We start from the raw sequence: 23,576 nt of genomic DNA on the forward strand, positions 1-23,576 counted from the left end.
TTGATACATGGCACGCAGGGACCATGCTCCGATGTTGACCCCTAATGCCGAGACAAAAGGAGGGACGATAAGATGCGCTCTGGAGGACTTCGCGGGAGTGGCATGCGCTCAAACCTCACGGAGGAGGAAAAAGCAAATAAACCAAAGATATCCATGGCTTTACTCAAGCGCATATTTAGCTACCTTGTCCCCTATTGGCCAAAGCTTACCTTGGTTTTTATAGCGATTATTGCCTCGTCCATATTTGGGCTACTTCCCCCGCTATTAACGGGACGCATCATAGATGAAGGCCTGATCGGAAAGAACTACTCCGTGCTCCTTGAGCTGATCGCCTTATCCTTTGGCGTTGTCGTTATATCCAATCTTATCGGGGTTTTGGAAAGCTATCTCAACACTTGGGTGGCCCAAAATATTACCTATGACATGAAAAACCAAATGTATAGCCATTTGCAACAGATGTCGCACCGCTTTTTCACCACCAGTAAACAGGGTGATATCATCACCCGCATGACAAGTGACATCAATGGAGTACAAAGCGTTATCGTCGGCACGCTCACCAAAATATTCAGCAACACGATAATCCTTGCCACAACGATCATAGCCCTTTTTCAAAAAAACTGGCTTCTTGCCCTCATAAGTATCGTTATCGTGCCGCTTTTTATCGTGCCGACAAAACGTGTGGGCACGACACGCTGGTCACTCGCGCAAGAAACGCAACAACAAACGGATGCTTCCAATCAGCTACTGAACGAAACATTAAGCATCAGCGGACAGCTTCTCGTAAAGCTATTTACAAGTGAGAAGAAAGAGTATGACAAATTTGAGAAAATAAACAGAGAAACCACTCTCCTAAGCGTCAAAGAAAGCATGGCGGGCAAGTGGTTCCGAGTGGCGCTCAATACATTTACGAGTATGGGGCCCATGATCATCTATCTTGCGGGTGGGTTTCTCATAATCAAGCTCGGCTCGGGCCTTACTGTTGGAGACATCACAGTGGTCGTTGCGCTTTTGGCGCGATTGTACCGTCCAGTCGATTCCCTCTTAAATATTCAGGTAGACATCATACGCTCTATGGCACTGTTTACGCGTATATTTGAGTATTTTGATATCCCGCTTGAAATTAAGAACGCACCGAACGCCATAGTGCCAAACGATTGCAAAGGTAAGCTTAGCTTCGAGAATGTATCCTTTCATTACGAAAGCGACAAGCCTATTCTAAAGAGTGTGAGCTTTGTTATAGAAAAAGGCAAATCAGTTGCCCTTGTTGGTCCATCAGGCGCGGGCAAATCGACTATCGTAAACCTAATCCCGAGACTTTATGACGTTACAGAGGGTAATGTATTGCTCGACGACAGGGATGTACGTGATATCGACCTTAAATATCTTCGAAAATGTGTAGGTATGGTGTCACAGGACACCTATCTTTTCAACGGCACTATACGTGAAAACCTTCTGTATGCCAACGAAAAGGCCAGTGAGGCTGACTTAGAAAGGGTCTGCCATGAAGCGAATCTGTATGACTTTATCCATGCTCTTCCCGACGGCTTCGACACCTTAGTAGGCAACCGGGGGCTTAAATTATCCGGAGGTGAAAAGCAAAGACTTTCCATTGCGCGCGTCTTGCTCAAGGATCCGAAGATTCTTATCTTGGACGAGGCGACCTCTTCACTGGATTCTATCAGCGAATCACTGATTCAAGAGGCAATAGAACCGATTCTCAAAGGAAGAACCAGTCTGGTCATTGCTCATCGCCTCTCGACCATAATGGCAGTTGACGAAATCATTGTAATCAAAGATGGCCAAATCGTACAGCAGGGTAAGCATAGCGATTTGGTCGAGCTTGACGGTGTATACAAGGAACTTTATGAAACTCAATTCAAGTGGGCCTTTGAGGACTACGACAATCGTGAACAAAGAAAGGCCCTGTCAACTTGATCTTGTAGGTTACATCAATGTCATATAAATGCACAGTAAAAATCCTTTACATACTTTGAAAGGATTCTTACTGTGTTTTTTTTAATTCTTTAATTATCTCTCGGTGGTTTATTATACCCTCTGTCTCCGTAGGGCTGCAATTTCACCAGCCACGGCTTCTCCATTTGCTTTAGCTCCCAGCGCATGTCAGTCACATCGTCGGTTTCCTTTTCCTCCAGCACCTCATAGGTGAAGGCTTCAGGTCCTAGCTCAGTCCAGTCCTTTTGAAGCTGTGAATTTATATGCCTGCCCATGACCAGCTGGCCCTGAATGTTCAACCATTTGTTTTTTAAGTTGGGAAAGGCGGCTATGAAGATTTTACCGCTGACCTTGTTTGTTATTTGTATGACACCCATATAGGTCTTAATCTGCTTGTATTCCTCTAGAAGCTCCTTACGACTTTTCTTGTCCATGTTTTTCCTTCCCTTCGGCCAATAATTATCATTTAGTCCTTCGATGGGACATTCAAATATCCCCTTTTACTCGATTAGTAATTTACTAACTTAGTAACTTTATTCTAATGCTTCTTATACACTGATGTCAATACTAAGTGTAAGATACCATGTCTATCGATCTAAACCTTAGATTCGCCGCATGAATATGCTAAAAAACAAAAGTTCCCTCAAGACATCTTGTCCGAGGGAACATAAAATACTGCAGATAGCAGAACCCCCATATACCTTTATTACGTATATGGGGGTTCAAAGTTATTCTTCAACCAGAACATCCTTGTACTCATCGCTTTTTGTAAGGACGCTTTTCGCAAAAGGACACTGAGGGATTATCTTGATATTTTCTTGACGCGCATACTCAACTACCTTCTCCACGAGTTGCTTCCCTACTCCTTGACCCTTTAAGGACCCTGAAACATAGGTGTGATCAATGATAATTTTGTTCTCGCTTGTTGGAGCGAAGGTAATCTCAGCTAATGGATCCTCAGGCTTTTCGCCCAAGTAAAATTGATCATTATTTTTCTTGAAGTCTTTCATGTATTCCCTCCTGCTTCACTCAATAGGTAATCTTATTTTCCCATTTCTATGAATAAAATATGAGCTAATTCCATTGCTCTAATTGAAATATCTTCTTCAACGATCTCCATTCCATTGGTACTCAAACACCTATTACGCAAATTTCTCCAAAGACATCATAAGGAAACCACAGAAAGCCGCATTATCAAACTGCAGTGAAAGATTAACTTCTTTTTTAATTTGATTGATTTGTTCTCGATAAGCCCGATAAAATTCAAACGTTGGTTTGGGGCTGTATTTGAGTCCCTCCAATTCAAAGTGCTCAATTATTCCTTTAGCTGTAGTCGGTTTGACGAGAATCTCCACACTCGGTCGATAATAGTTGGGGCAGACTGTTAACAACGGCCATTTCGCCAGCTTATATTCAGTAAGTAAGTCTGTCATTAGTACAAAGCCGAACTCTTGATCGCCATGCAAGAATTCCCTCAGCCCATGGGATAATCGCTCTTTTTCATTATCGCCCATGGTTTTTACTAAATCTCTAAACTTAGGCTTTTCAAAAAGCGAAACCAACGAGGACTGGCTGACAATCTTGCTCATAGAATCAGCAATTTGGATTGGATCTTCAAATTGCTCGATTGCAAAGCTTTCCTGTGCCAGTTTATTCATTTTTTCTATCTTATGTTTCTTCGCAATTTCCAGCATCAGAGGATCAGAAAAGCCACCGGGGTATTGCATAAAAAATCTTTCTTCGGCTTCTTTGAGCTTTTCTCTGTTCATAACTTGATCACCTCATTTGAAAATTATTTCTCCCATTCTAATAACTTTTATGACCTTTTTAGCAAAATTCAATGAGAGGAATCCTTTTTAAGGGTTCCTCTCTTTAATCTCATTATGCTTTTAAATTTACAACAGCATCCGAATTCTCGTTCTGACGATTCCAGCAAACTCTCCATTTCTAAAATAACTGCTATAGGTTATTAGCATTCCGTGAGCTGTTTTCGTAAATTCCTTAAGCTCTCCTGATTTGAATTTTTCTAGAAACTCTAATATCTTCTCCCTGTTTTTCTCCTGATGACAATCTACAACCCATAACCCAATTAACGGTTTCTTATAAACCTCTTTCTCAAATTTGTTAGCCCAAACTACTTTAAAATCTGCATCCGTGACCAACAGTCCTGCAGAAATATCTTCGAAAACCTCCTGGAAATCCATATTTTCCCTCCTACCCATTTTACTTTTTGTTCACAAGAACTAATCCAACGATACACAACAAAATACCAGCGATTTGTGTTAGATTCATGTTCTCTTTATAAAAAAGAACTCCAACAACAATAAGTGCGATTGCAAGAATAATATTGGCTACCAATGATCCAACACTGATATTCCATCCTGCGCGATAAAGAAAGATATAGCCGACTTCCAATCCAACTATAGCAAACCCTAGTAAAAAACTTGTATAGTTTAAATTCTTTAAACTTCCTATTAGATTTGTGTCTGAAGAAGAAATCCAATAGGCAATAAAGGCTAAAGCAGAACCCATTAAATACGTTATAGTCAAAGATAAAAACGCATTGGCATTCTGTGGGGTAGCTTTGGTGACAATATTATACACTATGTTAGATACGACAATCAAAAGAATCGGCCAATAGTAACTCCACATTTACGAGTATCCTCCCATAGAAATCCCCTTTATGACTTTATTATTTGAGGTCAAATATTTCGACGATGAAGTTATCGCATACATCCTTTACCTTCTCATAGTCTGCAGAATCTCTAATCGTCCAGGCTAATACAGGTACCCCCAATTTTCTTAACCCTTTAAAGGTCTCGACATCGTTATTCTCAACTTCATAAGCAATAAAATTAGGTCTGCTCTTAAAATTAAGTATAAGATTGGAGAGTAGGACTCTTTTATACCAGGGTAAGCGGGTTGTCCCTACATACTCAACTTCGTAATCACTGACTATAAAACTTCCAGAAAGCTGGCCCCGCAATACCTCCGGTGCATTTTCTCTAAACCAGGCAACGGTGTAAGGATTAAAGGATTGAATCGCGTACTTACCAGTGTAATCCTTTAATTCATCATAAATCATGCGTTCCATTTCGCCCACTTCACCCTCATTTTTTATTTCAATGAGTAGTGGGACCTGGCCATCGACATAAGCCAATACTTCACTGAATAAGGGTACCGTCTCAGAGGAATTGGGGAAATTAAGTTTAGCAAGTTCTTCATAATCTGTCTCAATTAGATATGAATCAATACCAAATACTCTTTTAAGCTTCTTATCATGGAATACCACCAACTGCTGATCCTTCGTCATCGAAACATCCAGTTCGATAATATAGCCCTCTTCTATAGCTCTCTTAAATGCTGAAATCGAGTTATCCTGAATATAGTCTGCTTCACTATACATACCCCGGTGTGCTATCAATGTACTGGTTAGCCACTCAGCACCCTTTGCACTTTCGGCTTTTCTAGCGAAACCGACGAATTGGAAAACTGTCACTACCAATAGTAATAGAACAAAACCTGCCACTATCCATCGCCTTTCTCTCATAGAATACTCCTCTCATTATTAAACCATCAAGTCAATCTTTACTGCAAATTTTCCTATCTTACCTCTTAGTTATTCGTTTTTCCGTGCAACCCAGATTCCCTTGGATACCTTGGCTAGAGTATTCCCTGTAACTCTTTGTTTTCTTATGATGAATGTTGCTACTCTTTCAATTGCATAAATAACCATGGCCATGGTTGTAGTGGTTGAGGTTTCACTTAAGCTTGTTGATATATTAACATAATTCAAACTTGTTTTGATTAAAGGTAACTTAAAGTTTTCTTGATAATAGAACAAGCCTCGATGAAATTTTCTCACCGAGACTTGTTCTTTGTTTCCTGGTTCTATTTTCCTGAAGTATAAAACTTCGAGAAATCTTTCAAACTAATCCAAGATTAGGAGGTATGAATGCATGAATGCAATTTGGCTTGTAATTGTCGCAGCCCTCGTCTTAACCCTAGGTTATCGTCTTTACGGTTCGTTCATTGCCGCAAAAATCTTAGCCTTAGATGACAGCCGCAAGACTCCAGCAGTGGTTCACGATGATGATCGTGACTACGTCCCCACTAATAAATGGGTTCTATTTGGACACCATTTTGCAGCGATTGCGGGAGCTGGACCCTTAATCGGACCCACCCTCGCCGCTCAATATGGCTACTTGCCTGGCGTCCTCTGGATCCTTATTGGGTCAGTACTTGCTGGTGCTGTTCATGACATGGTTATTCTTTTTGCCTCAGTACGCCATGACGGCCTGTCTATTTCTGAGATTGCTAAAGAGGAGCTTGGTCCTGTCGCTGGCTTAGTCTCCTCCATTGCCGTGCTCTTCATTTTGATTATAACTATGGCTGGATTAGCCTTAGCTGTAGTCAATGCCCTTTTTAACAGTCCCTGGGGAACGTTTACCGTTGGAGTCACCATCCCCATCGCCCTCTTTGTGGGTATCTATCTCAGATGGCTACGTATTGGTAGAATCGGAGAGGCGACTGTCATAGGTGTAGCTTTAATCTTTCTCGGGGTGGTTCTCGGCCCTATGGTTGAGCAATCCTTTTTTGCTCCATATTTTTCGTATTCACATCAACAGCTGTCGATCATTCTCGCAGTCTATGGCTTTGCGGCTGCAGCTCTCCCCGTCTGGCTTCTCCTTGCCCCACGCGACTACCTCAGCACCTATTTGAAAATAGGTGTTATTGCCGCTCTAGCACTGGGAATTATCTTTATCCAGCCCCACCTGAGAATGCCTGCCATTACGCCGTTTGTCAATGGTGGTGGTCCTATTATTCCTGGCAAAGTGTGGCCCTTTATGTTTATAACTATTGCCTGTGGTGCTCTTTCAGGCTTCCACGCGATCATTGGAACAGGGACCACCCCGAAAATGATTGCCCGTGAACGAGATATCCTCCCGATTGGCTTCGGAGCCATGGTTGTGGAAGGATTTGTCGCTCTGATGGCTCTGATTGCTGCGACCAGTTTACATCCTGCCGATTACTTTGCCATCAATACTGCTCCAGCGGTTTTTCAGAAATTAGGCATGACCATTCAGGAGCTTCCCCAACTTTCCGCACTGGTTGGTGAAGATGTAACTGGCCGAGCTGGTGGAGCTGTCTCTCTGGGAGTAGGAATGGCCGATATCTTCAGAAAAATTCCTTTCCTTGCCTCCCTTTCGAGTTACCTCTACCATTTCATCATAATGTTTGAGGCCCTGTTCATTCTCACAACAATTGACGCCGGTACACGGGTTGGACGCTATTTATTACAAGAATTGGGTGGGAAAATTTACAAACCCTTGGCTAGAGTAAACTGGTTACCGGGAATGATCCTGGCCAGTGCCTTGATTTCGTTTACTTGGGGTTATCTCGTCTATAATGGAAACATTTCAACTATCTGGCCCTTATTCGGTGTAGCAAATCAGTTACTCGCGGGGATGGGCTTAGCAATTGGTACGACTCTGATTTTTAGAATGAAAAAACCTCAATATGCTTGGACGACGATCCTACCCTTCATCTTTGTCACCGTAACCACGATTACTGCGGGATACCAAAACATTGTAATTTACTATCTCCCCGCTGGCAAAAACCTTTTAGCCTTTCTAACCGCGGTCATGATGATCTTAGTTACGATCATTCTCGTAGCATCGATTCGAAAATGGTTTGAGCTTATGCGCGAAACTCCAACTCCTAAACTCGATCCTCAGAGTTAAATTATTTATATAGTCGACATGTTCCCTCACACAAATAAAATAGGGCTTTCCGACTAGTTTGCTATCGGCCATTATCTTAGCGCCAAACAGCAAACCCCGGGAAGCCCTTAGTTTATATCCAATGCCACAACAAATTTAATTTTTTGTATAGTTGAGCACGACTAGACCACAGTCAAATCAACTAGTCTGTATTAAATTCAGGTTTTGCCTACCCACTAATTCCTATAAACCCCACCCCAAGGGCCGAGTCAATTTAATTCCGGGGAGCTTTTATTAGAATGGACATGAGTTTAAGGAGGAATTAAAAAGCAAAAAGTAGAAAGTTACAAATAAAAATAGGAAATAGGAACACGAGGGTGATTGCGAATGAACGAAGCACTTTTTGACCACGTTGCTGCACATTATGATTCCTGGTATGATACTGAGCTTGGCTCGGTATCTGATCAAGTTGAACGTCACCTGGCCCAGTCCATGTTTAAAGCACCGGGTCCTAAAGTTCTTGAGATCGGATGTGGTACCGGACAATATACGAGCTGGCTTGTGCAAGAGGGATATGAGGTCACTGCTGTCGATATTTCCGGTGAAATGATGGCTATGGCCCAAAAGAAAATATCGGCGCTTGAGGAAAACACCTCGAAAGCTAAGCCCGTTCAGTGGTGGCATGCGGATATTACAGAAATTCTTGATCAACTTGAAACCTATGATGGGATTTTTTCCATGACCGCCTTTGAATTCGTACCTGAACCGGAAAACGTCTTGCAAAAACTTTTTAGCCGATTAAAGCCCGGTGGCTGTTTAATGATCGGACTCATCGCCGGCATGAGTGCCTGGAGTGAATACTATGCGGAGGCAGCTCGTAACAAGCCCACTTCTGTCTTCGCCCGTGCTGCTCTTTATACCAAAGAGGAAATATCTTCCTGGCAAATCGGTGTACCTGCCGAAATTGGGGAATGTCTTTTCTTCCCACCGAATGTTCAAACAACAGCTGAGGCCCTTTCTCTCGAGGAGAAAAGAGAAGGGAATCCAGGGTTTGTGGTGGCAAAGTGGGTAAAGGGCTGATAAAATTGCCGAATCAAGTTTCAAAATAAGGAAGTCCAGTCATACTGCTGGACTTCCTTATTGTATCAATTGTTAAATCCATATTGAGTGGAGACCGTGCATTTATAGACCCTTTTTATATCCAGTAGTATAATCATACTATTGGGATCAGCTTAAAACGTATATTAAATGATGCTAAGCAATCATAAAAATAATCACAAAAGGAAAGTAACATGATGGAAGAATCAAAGCTTATTGAAATGATCAAGAATAATCCTAATGCCATAGCCTATATATCTAATCCGACCGATGAGATAAAGTTGTTGGCTGTTCAAAAAAACGGACTAACGTTAAAATATATTGATAATCCAACGCAAGAGATGCAAGAATTAGCTCTAGACAATAATGGCCGGGCGATTCAATTTATAGATAACCCTACAGAAGATATGATGATAAAAGCGATCAATGATGGCTGGGTTAACTTAGAGTATCTTAAAAATCCAAGCGATCAGTTAATAAAATTAGCGATAAATCAAGCCGGCTGGGCTATTAAATATGTTAAGAATCCAAGTGAGGAAATGCAATTATTAGCTGTACGAAAAAATTACGATTCAATAAAGTTTATCAAAGAACCTTGCGCAAGTGTCCAGGAAGAGGCTGTAAAAATCAGTTATGATGCCTTAAGATATATCAATTCTCCTACCCATAAGGCAGAGCTTCTAGCGATCAAGAATAATGAGAGCGCTATTACCTTTATTAATGATTTAGATAAACATAAAATCTTGGAATTTTTGAAAGTCAATATTTTAGTGATCAAATATGTTATGAACGAAATCTCTAAAGATGAATTAGAACACGTGTTAAAGGAATCCTTAGCCAATGAAGATGTTGAAGAAAAATATGTCAGAGATTATTTGAATTGCAGTTATATCAATAAAAACAGCGACATTATGCCCATGGACATGATCATGTTTATTTATAAATATGGCAGTAAAAAAGCGAAAAAAATAGCTGTAGATGAAAAGCTGAAGATGATATAGGAGATGGAGCTATAATGAATTTTACAGATACCTTAAAAAGTGTTGACTTAGTACTATCTACCGGAGAAGTACCTCTAATCGTTGGTGAAAGCGGAATCGGAAAAACAGCGTTAGCCAAGGAAATTGCTCAAGAAAACAAGTGGAGTTTAATTGTTATTAATGGGAATCTCCTTAAAGAAGGTGAAATAGGCGGTCTGCCAACGATCGAATCTTATGCAGTTAATGATCAAGACGATCCGGTTGAAAAGAAAACCACAGTATATGCCGTTCATCATAAGCTCAGGGAAATTGATGAAGAAATATCTCAGGAAAAAAACGTTCTTTTATTTATAGACGAGATCAATCGCTGTGAACATACCGTCCAACAGGAACTTATGAATTTAATCTTAAACAGAGAAATCAATGGCTATAAGTTACCTGAAGATGTAAAAATATTAGCCGCTATGAATCCTTCAAGTAAATATGGTTCGGATTTTGATTACCAAGTTGTCGATATGGATGAAGCCCAAGAAAATAGATTTGTCTGGTTATATATGGAACCTGATTATAATCAGTGGATCGATTGGGCCATAGAGGCCGGAATTGAGCAAAAGGTTGTCGAGTTTATCTCCACCTTCCCCGATTATTTGCATAAGATCAACGAAGATGATCTAAGAGCAACCCCAAGAAGCTATGAGAGAATTTCCAGCAGTTATAAAATGTATAAGGAGAAAAAAGATTCCATACCTCGATCCGTATTTTTTAATGTTATCAAAGGAAATGTCGGGCGATTAATAGCCGAAGAGTTTGTGAGCTTTGTGGAATCCGATCATCGTTCGCTCATATCCTATCAAGATGTTTTTTCAGGAAATTCTCTTCCTGAATTGATCAGAGAAAGAGTAAAAAACGAAAGCCATACCCGGCTTTATCTATCCGCCAAGAATATTCTCAAAAACTTAGAAGCAAACATCTTAAATGATCGTGATGATTCAAGTTTTTATATGGACAGGCTGATTGAGTTTTTGAAACTATATCCTGTAGATTTAAAGATAGGACTCATGAAGGATATTAAAAACAGTTATCCTGAAGTATACAAACACGCCATAGAGAATGAAGCGTTTATCGATTCCTATTTTGAATCTTATCGTTCAATCAGGTGATATCTATGAAAACTTCTTTTGATAGCCAGGTTCAAGGGCTTTATGAAAAAGCAGATCTAATCATCAATAGTTTTTTCAAAGCAAAGCGCAAAGATGAAAATTCCAAGCTTGATATCCCCAAAGAGTTTAAAGAAGAGTTTTTCAGCCTAGTCGATCAAGTTAATTTGAGCCTTATGGAAGACAAAGATAATTTCTATGGCTATTTTTTGTTTCAAATGTCCAGAGAAATACGCTTTGACATCAGCAGCCCTACTGCTGTGAATTTTAAAGGGGCTAAATATGTTATCTATTTTAACCCCATCATTTTTTTAAATCTTAATCTAAAGCAAATGGAGAGCACCATTAAACACGAAATACTCCATATATTATCTATGCATTTAATCAGAGCCAAAGAATTTAAGGGTAGCTACAGCACATTAGCCACTAATATGGCCATGAATATCGTCGTCAATACCTATTTAGATCATCTGCCCCCCTATGCTGTTACATTAGAATGGGTCAATTTAAATTATTCTTTAAAACTCTTGCCCTTTAAACCTTTTGAATATTATCTAGAAGAGATCCAAACTGCCCTGGACTTACTGGAAGCAGATCAGGATGCAGCCGATGAAAGTGATACAGATGAGGCCGATGAGAGCAAAGATGAAGCAGATGATAGTGATCAAGACGAAACTATAGAAACAGCGTATGATCCTGAAAAAGCCCATGACATTTGGGAAGATTCCAGTGATATCGATGAAAAAACACTTCAAGAATTTACTGAGCAGTTTGTTGATAATGCTCAAAAAGGTAGCATTCCAAATTATTTAGATAGCATGATATCATCCCTTAAAAACAGCAAGGGTGAATTGCCTTGGAATCTTTATCTTAAGAGGTTGATGGGAGCTGTTGAAAGTAATAAAAAGAAGACGATAACAAGAAGAAATAGAAGACAGCCCGATAGATTAGATTTAAGAGGACAACTTAGGAGTCATAAGGCAAAAATTGTTGTTGCACTTGATATAAGCGGAAGCATTAGTGATCAAGAATTTAATCAAGCCATTAAAGAAGTCCTCGCTATTGTTAAAAATTATAATCATGAAATTACGATTGTAGAATGTGACAGCGAAATCAGACGTGTGTATAACGTCAAATCGATAAAGGACATCAAAGATCGAATTAATATCAGAGGAGGCACCAGATTTACCCCGGTTTTTGAATATGCCAATCAAAATAAGGTTAATTTGTTAGTCTATTTTACGGATGGCAAAGGCGAAGAAAAGCTTCTAACAATACCCCGGGGGTATAAAACGTTATGGGTTATTTCTGGGAAAGGAGATAAGCTTTCAATAAAAGAACCTTACGGGGCAGTTAAAAAACTTAGGAATTTTTTAACGAAAGATGATTCACTAAATATGAGTGATGTTAAAAGAGATGGATATTCAATGAATGACCAGGAAAGAATGAATATTTGATGCCCCAAACCCCTTGATACCTGGCTATTTCCTCTCTAAATTCTTATTTATTCTATTTCCGCCAAAAAGTTGAACATTCTGCCTTATCCAAAATATTAAACTCGATCATTTTCTCAAGTAATGATAAATCAACTGGACTATCCCACTGGATACGTACCAACTCCTTGCTGTGATCATAGCCAGCCTGTACAATTTCATCAGAAAAATGATTAATCCCTGCCCTTTCAGGGGCAACAGCCAAATGATGTTTGGCTACGCTAAAGCCGATAATAAATGTGCCGTGATCGGTAAACATAGGCTGATTCCACGCAATTTTTGGTATTAAATTTGGAAATTTCTTAGTTACCCAACCAAAAACCTCTTCCATTCGGGCCCTATGTTGCGGGTTATCAATACGCGCTAAATATTCTGCAAAAACTTCCATGTTGCTCTCTCCTAAAATCAATTTGGTCTGTTAACTTAAAACTAAAAGTTAGTATTATGACAGAGAAGCTCACCCTTTGCGGGAAGTCTTGCGGCTGGACTTGTTTAAGGTAACGGCAGCGCGGATTAGCTCCTTAAGCGCCTCCTCGTCCACCTTGTCTCCCTCGTGGAAGTCGATAGCCCTCCTGGTGTTCCCATCTAGGCTTGAGTTGAAAATATGTGAGGGGTCCTTTAGTGATGCTCCCTTAGCGAAAGTCATCTTCACGACGTTCTTGTAAGTCTCCCCGGTACATATCATCCCGTCGTGAGACCACACAGGGGTCCCCCTCCACTTCCACTCCTCAACTACCTCCGGGTCGACCTGCCTGATCAGGTTCCGCACTTTTGAGAGCATCTGGCCCCGCCAGTCGCCCAGTTCCTCAATTCTCTCGTCGATTAGTTGGGACGGGGATTTCGTTTCTTCCGTAGACTGCTTTTCCATAGTGAAACCCTCCTTCAATAGATTTTTGAATTTTTGACCACTTATTTTTCAGCAATTCCCATCTTTCCTGCTATTAAAATCATCTTCCATAACGAGGTTTTGTCTGTATAAAAGGCTGATGCCATGCTGGTTTGACTGCATGGCATCAGCCTTTTATACCTAAAATTTCGAAAAGCTAGCCAATAAAAGATGCCCGTCCTAAACGTGCTTTTTCCAAGGTATCTAAATCAAATTTTTTCATTTTCAAGAAAGCCTCAGTAACTCTTCGCACTTCATCCCTGGACCCTTTAGACAAGACCTCATCCATATTTTCCGGAACAATCTGCCACGAAACTCCAAATTTGTCCTTTATCCATCCGCATTGTTCTGCCTCAGGTATGGCGGAAAGCCTATCCCAGAAGTAATCAATCTCTTTCTGATCTTTACAGTTTACAATGAGCGAAAATGCCTCATTAAAACTGAAATCTACGTCAAATGCATTATCCATTGCTGAAAAATCAATACCGCAAAGTTTGAAAGCGGCATAATTCACCTTTGCCTTTGGCGATACTGCTTCTCCCTCTCCATACCTGCTGATTATTCCTATTTCTGAACCTTCAAATATTTCCGCATAGGACTCTACTGCTTCTTCAGCTTTCCCGCATGATTCATTTGAAAAAAGCAGGTTTGGTATAATCTTTTGAACAGCTTGTCCATTATCAGTAAGCATCAACTGCCAAGACAAACCATATCGATCCTGAACCCAGCCGTACCACTTACTAAAGGGGTATTCACCAAGTGGCATTAATTCAGATCCACCTTCTAATAAAGCTTTCCATTTGGTATTAACCTCTTCTACGGAGGAGCAAGCTACCATCAAGGAAATTGACGGATTAAACCTAAAATAAGGACCTGCACTTATTGCCGTAAATTGTTGCCCTGCCAATTCAAAGCTCACAATTTCTGAATCACCTGAAGGTGTGTTTTCTAGAACTGTCACATTTAATAGTCTAGACTGGTCAAATAAACTGATATAAAACAAGGCAGCTTCTCTGGCTTCTTTGTTATACCATAAATGAGGAACAATTTTTTGCATAAGAACCTCCTTCATCAATCATAAACACTTTGTTTTTAGGATTATAATCACTTTATTTTCAAATAACATACGCTACCTTTTAATAAATTACTCCACTGTAAACAATTATTTTTGGTTTTTAATGTAAGCTGAATTTCTTACTCTCATAGCCGACCAATCATCGTCCAAGGAGATAAGAGAAACGCCTTCAAAACCGTAAGGAGTGAGGACTTCTCTTAATGTATCCCTGTTACAATCGCATTTTCTGTACTTCTTTGACGTTCCTTTTGGATAGCAAATCCACAAAAGACCATCTCCTGAAATAGCGTTAGTTAGACGCTGACCCATGTCTATAATCTCTTTTTGAGAGTAAATGAATATCTGAATGTAGGAATACTCACTTTTGATTTCCTTATCTACAGTACCACTAAAACTACCCAGAACATTCAAAAACTCTTCAGGGGGATTTAAAACTGCGATGGTATTGTGCTTATTCAGTTTTAGTTTATTTAAAACAGCTTCATCCATTTTTTCAACTCCTTTTAAAATATCTACAATTCTGTTGATCATAAATTTACATGCTCAAGTAATTTCAGTAGAAATAAAGTTGATTTATTCAAACAATCAATCCTAATTTCAAGCTGTTTATCCCGTTCTCTAGATAGGCTTAAAGCATGTAAGCATAAAAACCCAGCCTTCCTTACTACCTATCAATAAATCCGTTAGTCCTTCCTTTTCAACAAATCCGCTTTCATTTACCTCTATAAGTGTTGCGGCATCATCAAGAGCAGATAGGGTAATTGCAACAGACACAGCCATTATAGCACAACGAAAATATTTTTCCATTTCATAGTAGATCTGACGTTGTGTGAGAAGGGCGGGATCTGGTTTTCCTTAATCACATCTGTATGGATGCGGTAATTAATTTTTGCCCTTTTGCTTTGCTACTCCATGTTTGACTAAAAAATTCCCCATCAAGATATTTAATCCTGGTAAAATGCTCTTTATTTTATACCGAGCTTTTTTGCTTTTCTGTAAAGAGTAGATTTACTGATACCAAGTAAGTCTGCCGTTAGGGCTATATTGTTGCCGGTTTCGGATAAGGTGTTTTTTATAGCGTTTTCTTCAACTTCTTGTATTGATTCAACCGTATGTTGCCGATTCAATTTTAAAAAAGACTGGCTTGCTTCCGCGTGTTGAACAATATTTCTTTTAACAATTTCATCCGGCAAATGTTCCGGCAGAATTATATCATTATCGCAAACATGTAGAGCATAAATCATCGCATTTTCCAATTGCCGAACATTACCCGGCCAATGATATTCCATTAATATCAGCTGCGTATCTTTGACTATATTGGGTATTATTTTACCATCACCACAGTGTTTCTTTAAGAAAAACTTAGCCAAAGTGATAATATCTCTCTCCCTTTGACGTAAAGGAGGAATATTCACTGTTAGAACTGAAAGACGATAATATAAATCTAATCTAAATAATCCATCGTTAACCATAAGTTGAAGATCTTTATTCGTTGCAGCTATTAGCCTGAAATCTACAGGCCTGTACTTTTGTCCCCCAACCCTCATGACTTGTTTATTTTCCAGTACCCTTAAGAGTACGGCTTGTGTTTCCAGCGGCATATCGCCGATTTCATCCAGAAAAAGGGTACCTCCTTCGGCTAACTCAATTTTACCTTGGCTGCCACTCTTTTTTGCTCCTGTAAAAGCACCGCCGTCATACCCGAATAGTTCACTTTCAATTAGATTTTTAGGAATTGCTGCACAATTCAGGACCATAAATGGCTCTGTTAGGCGGCTAAGATTATGAATAGCCTGAGCAAAAAGTTCTTTTCCCGTACCACTTTCACCGATCAATAGAATATTTGCTGACGACTCAGCAAAACGTCGAGCAAGCTTTAGGGCTTGAGCCATCGAGTTGCTCTCACCAATGATACTGCTGAAATGATAGCCGGTTTTCAGCCCGGTTTTAATATTCTCTTCTAAATGGTTAATATTAGTATTATCTTTAACATCATCGATATAAGACGGTAGATTTATAAAATTATAAACCTCTTCTGATTCCAATTCGGTATTGCATTTTAGACAGGATGTCCGTATTGGCTGATTTACACTGCCACAGCTTGGGCAGACTTTTATTTTAGCAGTAGTCGCAGGGCGAAAGCACATTGTATATCACCTCCTGAATTAAGAGCCATCGTGCTTATTTGTTTATTTCGTCGTCATCTTTAAAAAATCACCCATGCCCAAGAAAGAAGAGATCTATGGGCATGGGACATTTACGATAATATCCTTATAATGGACTAAATGTGACCATATCTAGACTTATCTAGCAGGCACTCATGCCAGCGTCCACTGAAAGCTCGGCGCCGTTGATCAGCTTGGACTCATCGCCGCAAAGGAACAGGCAGGCATAAGCGACCTCAATCGGGTCGCCGTAACAGAAGAAAGGCATAGCCCGGATCAGCTTGGACAGGCGCGCCGAGCCTTCGGGATGGTACTGGCCGCCCGAGTGCAAGCCGATCTCGGTCTTCATGCCGCCGGGGTGGATGATGTTGCAGCGTATGCCCTGGTTGCCGTAGGCGAACGCGATGCTGCGGGTCAGACCGGCGAGTCCGGCCTTGGCCGCTGTGTAGCTGGGTCCATGGTTGCCGCGCAGTGCCGCGTAAGAGCCGATATTGACGATAGAACCGCCTCTGCCCTTGACCATGAAGGGGATTGCCCGTCGGATGAGGCGGAACGGGGCTTTCAGGTCCAGATCGAAGACTCGGTCCCAACGTGCGTCGTCGGTGTCTTCCAGTGTGTAGCTGAGATCGTTGATGCCGGCGATGTTGCACAGGGCGTCCAGTTTGCCGTATTCTGTTTCCGCCGCGGCGAAGATGCGCTCAATGTCTTCCGCTTGCGTCAGATCGGCAGGGAAAGGAAGAACGTTTTCCGTACCCTGCCACTGAGCCAAGGCATCGGCCGCAATGTCCACAGCGAGTACCTTAGCGCCTTCCTCAGCGAAGAGCTTTGTCGCAGCCTGCCCCATGCCGTTGCCGGCGCCGGTGATGATTGCGGTTTTACCCGCGAGCCGTCCTGTCATGTTGACTCCTCCTTGTTTTAAGCACTTTATAATGGAAAGCAGAAGGGCCCCTCTGCTTTTTCCCATATCGGCATTTGGAGTTTTTAATCAAATATGCAGATTATCTTTGGTCAACCAGCTTATTCATCCTCATATATGCAATGTTTCCGCCGTCAATTGTGACATCGATTCCTGAGACAAAGGAAGCTTTATCGCTCAACAGAAATTCAATGACGGTTGCCATTTCCATAACATCTCCCATCCTCTTGAGAGGCGTATAAACATTTACCATATTAGCCATTCTCTTTGCTTCCGTTTTCATTGATGCTTCATATTCAACCCTACTGCCTAACGTATCTGCTATTCCGGGTGATATGCAATTCACTCTGATTCCCTTTTCTTCACCTAATTGAACGGCAAACTTCCGTGTCATTAAGTGAATACCTCTTTTGGCTATCGGGTAAGCCAGATTACAGGCCATTGGCTCTCCGGCAGACATAATAAACGGTGTAATCTTTTTTATAAAATCCGGGTCGGTATCTGATGCGTATAATATATCATCGATGTGATCGAGCATTTCCTTCTTCAGCATGTATGGAGATGAAGAACCGAAAAGCACGATGGATGAGCCCGCCTGCATGACCGGAGCAAACGCTTTCACGAGGCTGTTCACACCTAATAAACCGACATCCACAATTAACCTCCAGTTTCCGCAGGACGGTGTCAGTCCTGTTACCGCAACAAGCCCTTTGATCTTACCAGCCGAAGTAGATGCCTTCACCAGTTGGTTGATCTCATCTTCCTTTAAGACGTCGCAGACCAAAGCCATTGTGTCGATATTTTTGGATTTCATATAAGCGATTCCATCGTCGACCTCTTTCTGGTTTGTTCCGGTCATAACAACCTTGCCGCTTTGGGACAATTGCTCTGATACGGCAATTCCAATGCCTCCAACTTTTGCTCCGCCGATGACAACGTAGATATCATTACCCATTTATAACCACCTCCGTTTATAAGCACTTTATAACGAATCCCGACCGCTTAATAGGCCGGGATTCGTTGTAAGTCATTTCTTTGTGAGTCTACGCCAGGGGAATGTCCCCCAGGCCAATGTCTTTCTCCTTGGTACTGACATCCAGAACCTTGGACTTGCCGTCTTTCTCAATGGTCAGCTTAAAGTCAGCGTCCGGCAGGCCGCGCAGCCAGAAATCGCCGTAATTGTTCGTCGTGGCGCTGAAGTCGCCAGCGTCGCCCTTGAGCGTGACCGCTGCTCCGATGATGACTTCTTTCTTCTTAGGGTCGTAGACCGTTCCGGCCACGAACTTCCTGGGCAGACCGCGATAATAGACGCGGGGCTTCGTGCCATACTCTGGATGGAGGATTTCAGTTCCTTCGAGATCCAGTTCCGACTCCTCCCCGAAAAGGATGGCGCCAACCTGGCAATTATCAGAGCATCTCGGCACGCTGATCGGGTGGTCACCATCGAGCAGGTGAGCGCAGCCTGTGCACTTCTGCGCTAACTGCTCCTGCTCGTTCCAATAGATGACGCCGTAGGGACAGGCGTCTGCGAGATTCTGGTTGCCCTTGGCCTTTACCGGGTCGATGACGACCAAGCCGTCATCGCGCTTGTTGACCGCGTCCGGCGCCACTCTGATGCAGGGGGCATCGTCGCAGTGCTGGCAGAGTACAGGGAAGTAGGTTACCTTGACATGGGGTTTGGCGCCGCGCTCGTACTGGTTGACCTTGATCCAGAACTGGCCGGTCTCAGGCTGCGGCTTGGCGAAGGGCGACCAGTCGTTGCCGCAGTGTTCGTCTTTGCAACCGACCTGGCAGCCGTGGCAGCCCACACATTTGTTGATGTCTATTACAAATACTTTCATTCTGCTCCTCCTTCCACCCACGAACTGTAATTGATACCCACAGCCGGGTCGTAGTCCCTGGCGAAGGATTCTGGGTACTTCTGCTTCCATCCATCATACTCAATCTGGCTGAGCTTCGCGGCTTCCACCAGGTAGCCGGTGACCGGGAAGCCCATGCAGTGCTCGGAGATTGCCCTGGGCGGGCTGATGAGGTTCGTGGACCCGCCGCGGTCAATGTGAGGGGCGATAGGGTCAACCCTTGAGCCTTTGTTCACGATTACCGCGCCCTTGATGACGCGCTGGGAGACTTTGGCACCTACCAAAATCGTACCCTGGTCGTTGGTCAGTTTAACGATGTCGCCGTTCTTGATACCACGCGACTCCGCGTCCTCGGGGCTAATCCACGCAGGCTCGTAGAGATAGCCGTCGTGCCCTTTGACCTTGCAGGTCTCGATCTCGCGGAACCAGACGATGTCGTCGCCCTGGACGTGGACTCTCCAGCGCCCGGGGTTCGCGGTTAGGAGCAGCGGGTACGTTTTGGCTTTTTCGCCGGACTGGGTCTCATCATGGGTCCAGCCCTCGGAGGCCGGACCACCGATAATCCATTTGGCGATAGGCTGGCGCTCCTTGTCATCCGGGAAATTGGTGGCCAGGGCTTCGGAATAGAATTCCAGCTTGCCGGTGGGCGTGTCGAGGGGGTATTTCTCCGGATCTTCATAGAACTGCCTCATGCCGGGAGGGTCGTCTTTCCAGGTCGGGGAGATCTTGGGGATGTAGTAGCCCTTTTCCTTGAATTCTTCAAAACTGATCTCGTCTTTCACCTTGGACTCATTGAAGTAGTACTCGCGGGCTTCATCAATGTCCATGCCCAAAGTGATATACTCGTCGACACCAAAGCGTTTGGCCAGCTCCACGGCGATTTGGTAGTCGCTCATGGACTCGCCCACCGGGTCGAGGGCTCGATTCTGGTAGCCCGCGTGCTTAAGGGCGACGATTTGGCTGGCGCCGCCGATATCATCCTCCTCCAGGCAGGTCGTGACCGGCAGGATCAGGTCGGCGAACAGGCTGTCGTTCTCTATCCATTGGTGGTTGGTGACGAAGAACTCCACCTTGTCGCTACGCAGTGACTCCTGGTAGTTGAAGCCGCCGTTCCAGCAGCCCATGTTGCAGGGTTTCTCGGACCAGAGCATGTGGAACTCGCTACCGCCCTGATCGGCAGGGGCCGGATAATTGTATTCTTTGAACTGATCATCCGTTGTCACATAGACGATCTGTGGGCTGCCCCACCATTTAGCCTCGCCCTCTTGGATGGCCTTGGCCACCATAGTGCGGGGAATCGACTGAGGGTTGGGATAGAACTGACGAGCCTTGGTCCCCATAATGAAGGGCATAGTGGTTGACGGCGATATCGAGTGTCGGCTCATATCCGAGCCATTCATGAAGAACTGCTGCACGCCCGGGGCGCCGAGACCCTGCATGGCCAACTTGTAGGCTTCCGTCCTGCCGGCTTCATGGGAGTATGGACCTTTGACGGTGCCGCTGGAGAAGTGCACGAGGGCTGTCACCTTTGTGCCCCATTCGCGGGCCAAGGCCTTGATCGTCCATTCTGGCACGCCGGTAATTGGCGAAGCCCACTCCGGAGTCTTGGGAATGCCGTCCTCATCGCCCAGAATATAGGCTTTTACTTTGTCGAAGCCGACACTGTGTGTCTCCACATAGTCCTTTTTATAAAGGCCTTCCTGAATCCAAACATACATGATCGCGAAGTCCAGTGCCGCGTCGGTGTTGGGCAGGATGGGGATCCATTTCATACTGTCGTGGGCAACGGCAGTATAGTTGCAGAATGGGTCAATGATTACGAATTCCTTGCCCAGATCTTCCCAGAACTTAATGAGCTGGCTCCAAAACTGGCTGGCATAGGTCTGCGTCAGTTCCAGGTCGCCGGCGTGAAAGGCTATGAGCTCTGTGTTCTCGGTGATGTCCTTCGCTACATTCCAGGAGTTGTAGTTCGTCTGTGGCGGGGCGATCATGCCCAAACCCCTGTTGGAGCCTGAGCCCCAGACATGCTTGGCGCCCCAATAATAGCCCTCGACGCTGTCCGGCGTCCTGGTTTCCCGGGTGTAGCCACCGATGAGGTGCATTACAGTCGAGTGCATGCCGCCGGCGGCGTGGATGTTCTTGGACTCTTTGTGTCCGTCCTCGCCGATGGTGAGCACCGCGTACTTGCCGTACTTAGCCATGACACGTTTGATCTCCGATTCCATGATGTCAAACGCCTCTTCCCAAGAGATCCGTTTGTACTTACTCTTGCCGCGGTTCTGGGCATTGATCTTTGCCGGGTCGCCGCCCGGCTCCCAGTCCACGCGCTTCAGCGGATACTTCACGCGATTTTTGGAATAGACACGGTTCTTATAGGCCAGCGACATATACGGGGGAGCGGTTTTGATAGAAGGTCTGAGGGTCTTGCCCTGCACCTCAAGCTCCCACATACTCGGCTCCAACTCCTCCAGGGTGTACTTGTCATCCCAACGCATCGGCCGGATGCGCACGATCTTGCCGTCCTTGGAATCTACCGCCACGGGATCGCCACCGGTACCGCCCGACGCGATTCCCCGTATGATGGTTGTCTCGTTTGATTCACTCATAAAGGTCTCCTCTCTCTGATTATACAGTCGGTTTTTTTCTTGCTTTCCTTCGAGCTCTGTGTTAATCACCCCCTTTCAAATAGTCATATTGTTTACTCCATGTCCACGACGATCTTGATGGATTTCTCACGGTCGGCGGCCGTGTTCAGGGCTTCATTCAGCTGTTCAAGAGGAAAGTGGTGTGTGATGATGTCGTTGACAAAAGTCCGCTTATTGGTCACGTTATCGATGACTTCCTTGATATCCGAAAGGTCATAGCCGCTGGACCCCAGAATGGCGATCTCAGAGCTCATCATCCGATTCAGGTTCACTTCCTGCGGGTGGCGGTTCACACCGACGATCGAGAGCCGGGAATTCGGCTTCAGAAGCTTACAGAAGTCGTCAATGATGTTGGGCACTCCCGCGCAATCAACAACGATATCGACGTCTATTGCCGTGCCACTCTGGCGTTGCGGCAGCTCGCCGAAGTGTCCCTTCAAAAACTCGAACTTATCCCCCTCGAGGGGGCAGATAACCGCGCCAATCTTCTCCAGCAACGCTCTCTTATAGTCGCTGAGGGCAATATCGATGACGACAGGTATGATGCCCTGGGCGACGAGCCCGCTGATACAGAACAGGCCGATAGAGCCCGCGCCGTAAACCACCACATGGTCACCCGGCTTGGCTCCTGGTCTATTCTTGCCGCGGGTGCCGACCCCAAACGGTTCAATGAGTGATGCCTCATCCCAGGAGATCGAGTCGGGCAACAAGAAGAGGCTGTGATCCAGCTTCGCGTCCGGCACACGGATGTACTCGGAAAAGCCGCCGAGCATACATGTATAGTACTTCGGCATGGCATTCATGGGGTTGATCCAAACGCGATCGCCCTCCTTGAATTCCTTTACCGCCTTGCCGATCTCGGCCACGTAACCGGCGGTCTCATGCCCGAACTGTACACCCTCCTGTACGCCGACTCCATTTACGTCCGACCCGCAGATCGACGAACGGACGGTCTTTACCAGGACGTCATTCGGCCCGACTTCAGGCTTTGGGATATCCACGACCTCCGCCTGCAACTTACCTTTATAAATCCCTGCTCTCATGGTAGCCATGGTTTACAACTCCTTTCGTTGATTACCATTGAACTGCTGATCTGTGGACGTGATCAGCCCAGCTTGCGCCAGACGTCTTTGCCATCCCAGTCCAGCGACGCCTTCTGGATCATCTCCCAGAAGGGTTTGACACTGGGCGCGTGAATCTCCACGTAATGCCCCCATTTCGCCTTGCAGTCGATATAAGCTACCTTAAGGCCACCGCCCGACTGCATTGTGAACAACGGCTTAAAACCGGCGTTGGCGAACTCCCGCAGAGCGCCTTCGAAGTCTTCCACCCAGTTGGAAAAATGATGGAAGCCGTAGTGTCCTAACTCGGCGTAAGGATTGGGTTCACTCAATACCTGAACAAGCTCGATCTGCAGGCCGCCGAACTGGCCGAAAGCGGTCTGTAGGGTCACATCGATTTTCTGGCCGCGATAGTTCACATCTTTATTGGTCATCGGGTCCATATAGAAGAAAGGTCCTGAGCCGAAGAGCGCCGAATGCGCCCTGGCTGCTTCTTCGAGGTTCTCCACGTAGTAGGAAATCTGATTGGTGGCATATTTGTTGAAAATCGTTTCCATGATGATCT

23 protein-coding genes are annotated in these 23,576 nt (G+C 44.1%); 6 read left to right on the forward strand and 17 right to left on the reverse strand.

Annotated features, from left to right (window positions below):
* The first annotated feature begins 72 nt into the window (after nucleotides 1-72).
* On the forward strand, nucleotides 73-1,935 hold the full coding sequence (locus ACZ42W_RS15780) for an ABC transporter ATP-binding protein (RefSeq protein ID WP_464166235.1): 1,863 nt from the start codon (nucleotides 73-75) through the stop codon (nucleotides 1,933-1,935).
* Between the two features lie 89 nt (nucleotides 1,936-2,024).
* Here the strand turns inward: ACZ42W_RS15780 and ACZ42W_RS15785 are convergent, their stop codons facing one another.
* From ACZ42W_RS15785 to ACZ42W_RS15810, 6 genes are all read right to left on the reverse strand, one after another.
* Nucleotides 2,025-2,387, reverse strand: a complete 363-nt coding sequence (locus tag ACZ42W_RS15785) for a GIY-YIG nuclease family protein (protein ID WP_464166236.1) — start codon at nucleotides 2,385-2,387, stop codon at nucleotides 2,025-2,027.
* 294 nt (nucleotides 2,388-2,681) lie between these two features.
* On the reverse strand, nucleotides 2,682-2,963 hold the full coding sequence (locus ACZ42W_RS15790) for a GNAT family N-acetyltransferase (protein ID WP_464166237.1): 282 nt from the start codon (nucleotides 2,961-2,963) through the stop codon (nucleotides 2,682-2,684).
* A gap of 132 nt (nucleotides 2,964-3,095) precedes the next feature.
* Nucleotides 3,096-3,722 (reverse strand): hypothetical protein, encoded by a 627-nt coding sequence (locus ACZ42W_RS15795; RefSeq protein ID WP_464166238.1) that lies wholly within the window; start codon nucleotides 3,720-3,722, stop codon nucleotides 3,096-3,098.
* A 126-nt stretch (nucleotides 3,723-3,848) separates the two neighbouring features.
* A complete protein-coding gene (locus ACZ42W_RS15800) occupies nucleotides 3,849-4,157 on the reverse strand; it encodes a hypothetical protein (protein ID WP_464166239.1) in 309 nt (102 codons plus the stop codon).
* 19 nt (nucleotides 4,158-4,176) lie between these two features.
* A complete protein-coding gene (locus ACZ42W_RS15805; RefSeq protein ID WP_464166240.1) occupies nucleotides 4,177-4,605 on the reverse strand; it encodes an EamA family transporter in 429 nt (142 codons plus the stop codon).
* A gap of 40 nt (nucleotides 4,606-4,645) precedes the next feature.
* Nucleotides 4,646-5,503 carry a glycerophosphodiester phosphodiesterase family protein gene (locus tag ACZ42W_RS15810; protein ID WP_464166241.1) on the reverse strand — a complete coding sequence of 286 codons (858 nt, stop codon included), beginning with the start codon at nucleotides 5,501-5,503 and terminating at the stop codon, nucleotides 4,646-4,648.
* 409 nt (nucleotides 5,504-5,912) lie between these two features.
* On the opposite strand from ACZ42W_RS15810, the gene ACZ42W_RS15815 reads away from it, so the two are divergent.
* From ACZ42W_RS15815 to ACZ42W_RS15835, 5 genes are all read left to right on the forward strand, one after another.
* Nucleotides 5,913-7,697, forward strand: a complete 1,785-nt coding sequence (locus ACZ42W_RS15815) for a carbon starvation CstA family protein (RefSeq protein ID WP_464166242.1) — start codon at nucleotides 5,913-5,915, stop codon at nucleotides 7,695-7,697.
* Nucleotides 7,698-8,063: 366 nt separating this feature from the next.
* Nucleotides 8,064-8,756, forward strand: coding sequence for a class I SAM-dependent methyltransferase (locus tag ACZ42W_RS15820; protein ID WP_464166243.1), 693 nt, complete (start codon nucleotides 8,064-8,066; stop codon nucleotides 8,754-8,756).
* Between the two features lie 215 nt (nucleotides 8,757-8,971).
* Entirely contained in the window at nucleotides 8,972-9,775 is an 804-nt protein-coding gene (locus ACZ42W_RS15825; protein ID WP_464171041.1) for a hypothetical protein, read from the forward strand.
* Between the two features lie 14 nt (nucleotides 9,776-9,789).
* Nucleotides 9,790-10,914 carry an ATP-binding protein gene (locus ACZ42W_RS15830; protein ID WP_464166244.1) on the forward strand — a complete coding sequence of 375 codons (1,125 nt, stop codon included), beginning with the start codon at nucleotides 9,790-9,792 and terminating at the stop codon, nucleotides 10,912-10,914.
* Nucleotides 10,915-10,919: 5 nt separating this feature from the next.
* Nucleotides 10,920-12,368 (forward strand): vWA domain-containing protein, encoded by a 1,449-nt coding sequence (locus ACZ42W_RS15835; protein WP_464166245.1) that lies wholly within the window; start codon nucleotides 10,920-10,922, stop codon nucleotides 12,366-12,368.
* Nucleotides 12,369-12,420: 52 nt separating this feature from the next.
* Here the strand turns inward: ACZ42W_RS15835 and ACZ42W_RS15840 are convergent, their stop codons facing one another.
* From ACZ42W_RS15840 to ACZ42W_RS15890, 11 genes are all read right to left on the reverse strand, one after another.
* Complete coding sequence (locus ACZ42W_RS15840) at nucleotides 12,421-12,792, reverse strand: iron chaperone (protein WP_464166246.1); 372 nt, start codon at nucleotides 12,790-12,792, stop codon at nucleotides 12,421-12,423.
* A 69-nt stretch (nucleotides 12,793-12,861) separates the two neighbouring features.
* Nucleotides 12,862-13,272, reverse strand: a complete 411-nt coding sequence (locus ACZ42W_RS15845) for a DUF1801 domain-containing protein (RefSeq protein ID WP_464166247.1) — start codon at nucleotides 13,270-13,272, stop codon at nucleotides 12,862-12,864.
* 175 nt (nucleotides 13,273-13,447) lie between these two features.
* Entirely contained in the window at nucleotides 13,448-14,347 is a 900-nt protein-coding gene (locus ACZ42W_RS15850) for a VOC family protein (protein ID WP_464166248.1), read from the reverse strand.
* 105 nt (nucleotides 14,348-14,452) lie between these two features.
* Complete coding sequence (locus tag ACZ42W_RS15855; RefSeq protein WP_464166249.1) at nucleotides 14,453-14,854, reverse strand: hypothetical protein; 402 nt, start codon at nucleotides 14,852-14,854, stop codon at nucleotides 14,453-14,455.
* 476 nt (nucleotides 14,855-15,330) lie between these two features.
* A complete protein-coding gene (locus ACZ42W_RS15860) occupies nucleotides 15,331-16,512 on the reverse strand; it encodes a sigma-54 interaction domain-containing protein (RefSeq protein ID WP_464166250.1) in 1,182 nt (393 codons plus the stop codon).
* Between the two features lie 160 nt (nucleotides 16,513-16,672).
* Nucleotides 16,673-17,428 carry an SDR family NAD(P)-dependent oxidoreductase gene (locus tag ACZ42W_RS15865; RefSeq protein WP_464166251.1) on the reverse strand — a complete coding sequence of 252 codons (756 nt, stop codon included), beginning with the start codon at nucleotides 17,426-17,428 and terminating at the stop codon, nucleotides 16,673-16,675.
* Nucleotides 17,429-17,528: 100 nt separating this feature from the next.
* Nucleotides 17,529-18,401 carry an SDR family NAD(P)-dependent oxidoreductase gene (locus tag ACZ42W_RS15870; protein ID WP_464166252.1) on the reverse strand — a complete coding sequence of 291 codons (873 nt, stop codon included), beginning with the start codon at nucleotides 18,399-18,401 and terminating at the stop codon, nucleotides 17,529-17,531.
* A gap of 88 nt (nucleotides 18,402-18,489) precedes the next feature.
* Nucleotides 18,490-19,287 carry a 4Fe-4S dicluster domain-containing protein gene (locus tag ACZ42W_RS15875; RefSeq protein WP_464166253.1) on the reverse strand — a complete coding sequence of 266 codons (798 nt, stop codon included), beginning with the start codon at nucleotides 19,285-19,287 and terminating at the stop codon, nucleotides 18,490-18,492.
* Entirely contained in the window at nucleotides 19,284-21,911 is a 2,628-nt protein-coding gene (locus ACZ42W_RS15880) for a molybdopterin-dependent oxidoreductase (RefSeq protein ID WP_464166254.1), read from the reverse strand. The genes ACZ42W_RS15875 and ACZ42W_RS15880 overlap by 4 nt, the downstream gene beginning before the upstream one ends.
* A gap of 92 nt (nucleotides 21,912-22,003) precedes the next feature.
* The gene (locus ACZ42W_RS15885; RefSeq protein ID WP_464166255.1) at nucleotides 22,004-23,002 is read right to left on the reverse strand and encodes a zinc-dependent alcohol dehydrogenase; all 999 of its coding nucleotides are present in this window, start codon (nucleotides 23,000-23,002) and stop codon (nucleotides 22,004-22,006) included.
* A 53-nt stretch (nucleotides 23,003-23,055) separates the two neighbouring features.
* Complete coding sequence (locus tag ACZ42W_RS15890) at nucleotides 23,056-23,568, reverse strand: VOC family protein (RefSeq protein ID WP_464166256.1); 513 nt, start codon at nucleotides 23,566-23,568, stop codon at nucleotides 23,056-23,058.
* Between the last annotated feature and the right edge of the window lie 8 nt (nucleotides 23,569-23,576).

It is taken from the genome of Desulfitobacterium elongatum, from assembly GCF_055378975.1.

Bases quoted from the DNA above. Each gene is read 5' to 3' on its own strand.
- ACZ42W_RS15780 (WP_464166235.1), top strand. From the start codon at position 73: ATGCGCTCTGGAGGACTTCGCGGGAGTGGCATGCGCTCAAACCTCACG.
- ACZ42W_RS15785 (WP_464166236.1), bottom strand. From the start codon at position 2,387: ATGGACAAGAAAAGTCGTAAGGAGCTTCTAGAGGAATACAAGCAGATT.
- ACZ42W_RS15790 (WP_464166237.1), bottom strand. From the start codon at position 2,963: ATGAAAGACTTCAAGAAAAATAATGATCAATTTTACTTGGGCGAAAAG.
- ACZ42W_RS15795 (WP_464166238.1), bottom strand. From the start codon at position 3,722: ATGAACAGAGAAAAGCTCAAAGAAGCCGAAGAAAGATTTTTTATGCAA.
- ACZ42W_RS15800 (WP_464166239.1), bottom strand. From the start codon at position 4,157: ATGGATTTCCAGGAGGTTTTCGAAGATATTTCTGCAGGACTGTTGGTC.
- ACZ42W_RS15805 (WP_464166240.1), bottom strand. From the start codon at position 4,605: ATGTGGAGTTACTATTGGCCGATTCTTTTGATTGTCGTATCTAACATA.
- ACZ42W_RS15810 (WP_464166241.1), bottom strand. From the start codon at position 5,503: ATGAGAGAAAGGCGATGGATAGTGGCAGGTTTTGTTCTATTACTATTG.
- ACZ42W_RS15815 (WP_464166242.1), top strand. From the start codon at position 5,913: ATGAATGCAATTTGGCTTGTAATTGTCGCAGCCCTCGTCTTAACCCTA.
- ACZ42W_RS15820 (WP_464166243.1), top strand. From the start codon at position 8,064: ATGAACGAAGCACTTTTTGACCACGTTGCTGCACATTATGATTCCTGG.
- ACZ42W_RS15825 (WP_464171041.1), top strand. From the start codon at position 8,972: ATGGAAGAATCAAAGCTTATTGAAATGATCAAGAATAATCCTAATGCC.
- ACZ42W_RS15830 (WP_464166244.1), top strand. From the start codon at position 9,790: ATGAATTTTACAGATACCTTAAAAAGTGTTGACTTAGTACTATCTACC.
- ACZ42W_RS15835 (WP_464166245.1), top strand. From the start codon at position 10,920: ATGAAAACTTCTTTTGATAGCCAGGTTCAAGGGCTTTATGAAAAAGCA.
- ACZ42W_RS15840 (WP_464166246.1), bottom strand. From the start codon at position 12,792: ATGGAAGTTTTTGCAGAATATTTAGCGCGTATTGATAACCCGCAACAT.
- ACZ42W_RS15845 (WP_464166247.1), bottom strand. From the start codon at position 13,272: ATGGAAAAGCAGTCTACGGAAGAAACGAAATCCCCGTCCCAACTAATC.
- ACZ42W_RS15850 (WP_464166248.1), bottom strand. From the start codon at position 14,347: ATGCAAAAAATTGTTCCTCATTTATGGTATAACAAAGAAGCCAGAGAA.
- ACZ42W_RS15855 (WP_464166249.1), bottom strand. From the start codon at position 14,854: ATGGATGAAGCTGTTTTAAATAAACTAAAACTGAATAAGCACAATACC.
- ACZ42W_RS15860 (WP_464166250.1), bottom strand. From the start codon at position 16,512: ATGTGCTTTCGCCCTGCGACTACTGCTAAAATAAAAGTCTGCCCAAGC.
- ACZ42W_RS15865 (WP_464166251.1), bottom strand. From the start codon at position 17,428: ATGACAGGACGGCTCGCGGGTAAAACCGCAATCATCACCGGCGCCGGC.
- ACZ42W_RS15870 (WP_464166252.1), bottom strand. From the start codon at position 18,401: ATGGGTAATGATATCTACGTTGTCATCGGCGGAGCAAAAGTTGGAGGC.
- ACZ42W_RS15875 (WP_464166253.1), bottom strand. From the start codon at position 19,287: ATGAAAGTATTTGTAATAGACATCAACAAATGTGTGGGCTGCCACGGC.
- ACZ42W_RS15880 (WP_464166254.1), bottom strand. From the start codon at position 21,911: ATGAGTGAATCAAACGAGACAACCATCATACGGGGAATCGCGTCGGGC.
- ACZ42W_RS15885 (WP_464166255.1), bottom strand. From the start codon at position 23,002: ATGGCTACCATGAGAGCAGGGATTTATAAAGGTAAGTTGCAGGCGGAG.
- ACZ42W_RS15890 (WP_464166256.1), bottom strand. From the start codon at position 23,568: ATGGAAACGATTTTCAACAAATATGCCACCAATCAGATTTCCTACTAC.